3 protein-coding genes are annotated in these 2,210 nt (G+C 66.8%); all 3 read left to right on the top strand.

All coding sequences use genetic code 11. The annotated features are described in order from the left end of the window. Positions 1 to 95 precede the first annotated feature (95 nt). Entirely contained in the window at positions 96 to 1,193 is a 1,098-nt protein-coding gene (locus I71_RS14525; protein WP_042695565.1) for a phosphotransferase family protein, read from the top strand. Next, the gene (locus I71_RS14520) at positions 1,193 to 1,585 is read left to right on the top strand and encodes a DUF6285 domain-containing protein (RefSeq protein ID WP_042695564.1); all 393 of its coding nucleotides are present in this window, start codon (positions 1,193 to 1,195) and stop codon (positions 1,583 to 1,585) included. The genes I71_RS14525 and I71_RS14520 overlap by 1 nt, the downstream gene beginning before the upstream one ends. Positions 1,586 to 1,721: 136 nt before the next feature. Continuing rightward, positions 1,722 to 2,210: DEAD/DEAH box helicase family protein (locus I71_RS14515; protein WP_042695563.1), on the top strand; the 489-nt coding region annotated here is incomplete at its 3' end.

Below are 2,210 nucleotides of genomic sequence, written 5' to 3'. Positions count from 1 at the left end.
CTTGTCGGCACAGCGGTTCATGCCTACCATCAGCGACTATAACGGACAAAGACGCGCGACCCAACGCGCCACGCACTCTCTGGAGGGAGAACGCCATGCATGTCGTGAAAGCGTCCGACCAGTCTCCGCCATCGTCGCTGTCCGCCGAAAACCGCAGCCGTCTGGAAAGCTGGCTGGCCGCACAGGCTGGCGCATCCCGGGTCCGGGTGACGGAGGATGGACGGCTGGGGGGCGGTGCGATCTCGCTGAATCTGGCGGTGACGCTGGACATCGACGGCGGCCCCCTGGCCGGACGGCATGGCTGCGTGCTGCGGGCGGAAGGCGGAGGGCGTATCTCCGCCAGCATCGGCAAGTTGCGGGAGTTCGTGGTGCTGCGCGCCGCCTTCGCCGCCGGGGTGATGGCGCCGGAACCGCTGTTCGGCTGCGACGATCCGGCGGTGCTGGGCCACGATTTCTATATCATGCGGCGGGCCGAGGGGCTGGGCGCCGGTCATGCGGTGACACGCTCCGACGCGCCGCAGCCGGAACTGGCCCGTGAGCTTGGCCGGCAGCTTGGCCTGCTGCACCGTATCACGCCGGAGACCGACGGGTTGGAGCGGCTGGCCGAGGCGCCGGCATGCCCGGCGCAGGAGACGCTGGCCCAGTACCGCCACTGGTTCGGCGATCTGGGCCGCCGCGATCCGGTGATCGCCTGGGGGCTGCGCTGGCTGGAGATCAACGCGCCGTTGCCTGGGGCGGTGGTGCTGTGCCATCGCGATTTCCGCACCGGCAATTATCTGGTCAAGGACGGTGAACTGACCGCGATCCTGGATTGGGAGTTTGCCGGATTCAGCGACCCGATGGAGGATCTGGGCTGGTTCTGTGCGCGGTCCTGGCGGTTCCGCCGTCCGGACCGCGAAGCGGGCGGCATCGCCGACCGGGCGGATTTCTACGCCGGCTATGAGGAAACCTCCGGCCGCCGGGTCGATCCGGTGCGCGTCGCCTATTGGGAGACCGCGGCCTATCTGCGCTGGGCGGCGATTGCGGTGGAGCAGGGGCTGCGCCACAGCTCCGGCGCCGAGCGCTCTCTGGAACTGGCGCTGACCGGGCGCATGCTGCCGGAGATCGAAATGGACATGCTGCGCCATCTGCGCGCCATCGGCGGCATGGCGGTTGGCGGCATGGCCTCGGGCGCCGTGGAGAAGGTGGCCTGATGCGCGCCAATCCCGATGCTCGCGGCCTGCTGGAGATCGCCGCCTCCACCTTCCGGTCCGACGTGCTGCAGCATGTGGCGCCGGAGGCACGCTTTGCCGCGCTGATGGTCGCCAATGCGTTGGAGATTGCCGAGCGCGAGTTGAAGGGGCTGGACCCCGCCGGCCATTCGATGCTTGGCGCGCTCGCCCTGCTCTATGGCGAGGACGCCGACGACGCGCTGTCCGGCGAGGATCTGCGCAAACGGGTGGAAGCCCTGCAGCACCGCCTGTGCATCGAGATCGCCGCCGGCGACTTCGACAATGAGGGACAGGATGTCCTGATGGATTCGCTGGAGGCCATCGTCAAGGCGCGGTTGGGGATCTCGAACCCGAAGGCGCTGGGGCAACAGTGAGGTGGGGGGCGAGGGGCACTGCGACTTGACCTGCGCGGGATGCAGTGCCGCTCAGCCCAAGCTCGACAGACGGGAGCGTTGCGGCCATATAATTGGTTCCCGTTCCGTACCCCTCCTCTGATCGGATCGCCGCCCCATGGCAAGTCCCGTTCTGTCCGCCATTCCCGCCCGGCCGCTCGCGAAGCTGGAAGCCGGAAAGCAGTTCGTCGTCGTGTCGGACTATACGCCGGCCGGCGACCAGCCGAACGCCATCGAGGAGTTGACCGCCGGTCTGCGGCAGGGTGAAAAGGATCAGGTGCTGCTGGGTGTCACCGGGTCGGGCAAGACCTTCACCATGGCGCATGTCATCCAGACGGTGCAGCGTCCGACGCTGATCCTGGCGCCGAACAAGACGCTGGCGGCGCAGCTGTATGGCGAGATGAAGTCCTTTTTCCCGAACAATGCGGTGGAATACTTCGTCTCCTACTACGACTATTATCAGCCGGAAGCCTACGTCCCGCGCACCGATACCTACATCGAGAAGGAATCCTCGATCAACGAGCAGATTGACGGTATGCGTCACTCGGCGACGCGGGCTCTGCTGAAACGCGACGATGTGATCATCGTGGCGTCGGTGTTCTGCATC

Source organism: Azospirillum sp. B506, assembly GCF_000333595.1.
Lineage (GTDB): Bacteria > Pseudomonadota > Alphaproteobacteria > Azospirillales > Azospirillaceae > Azospirillum.
This window is presented reverse-complemented; position numbering and strand designations above follow the sequence as displayed.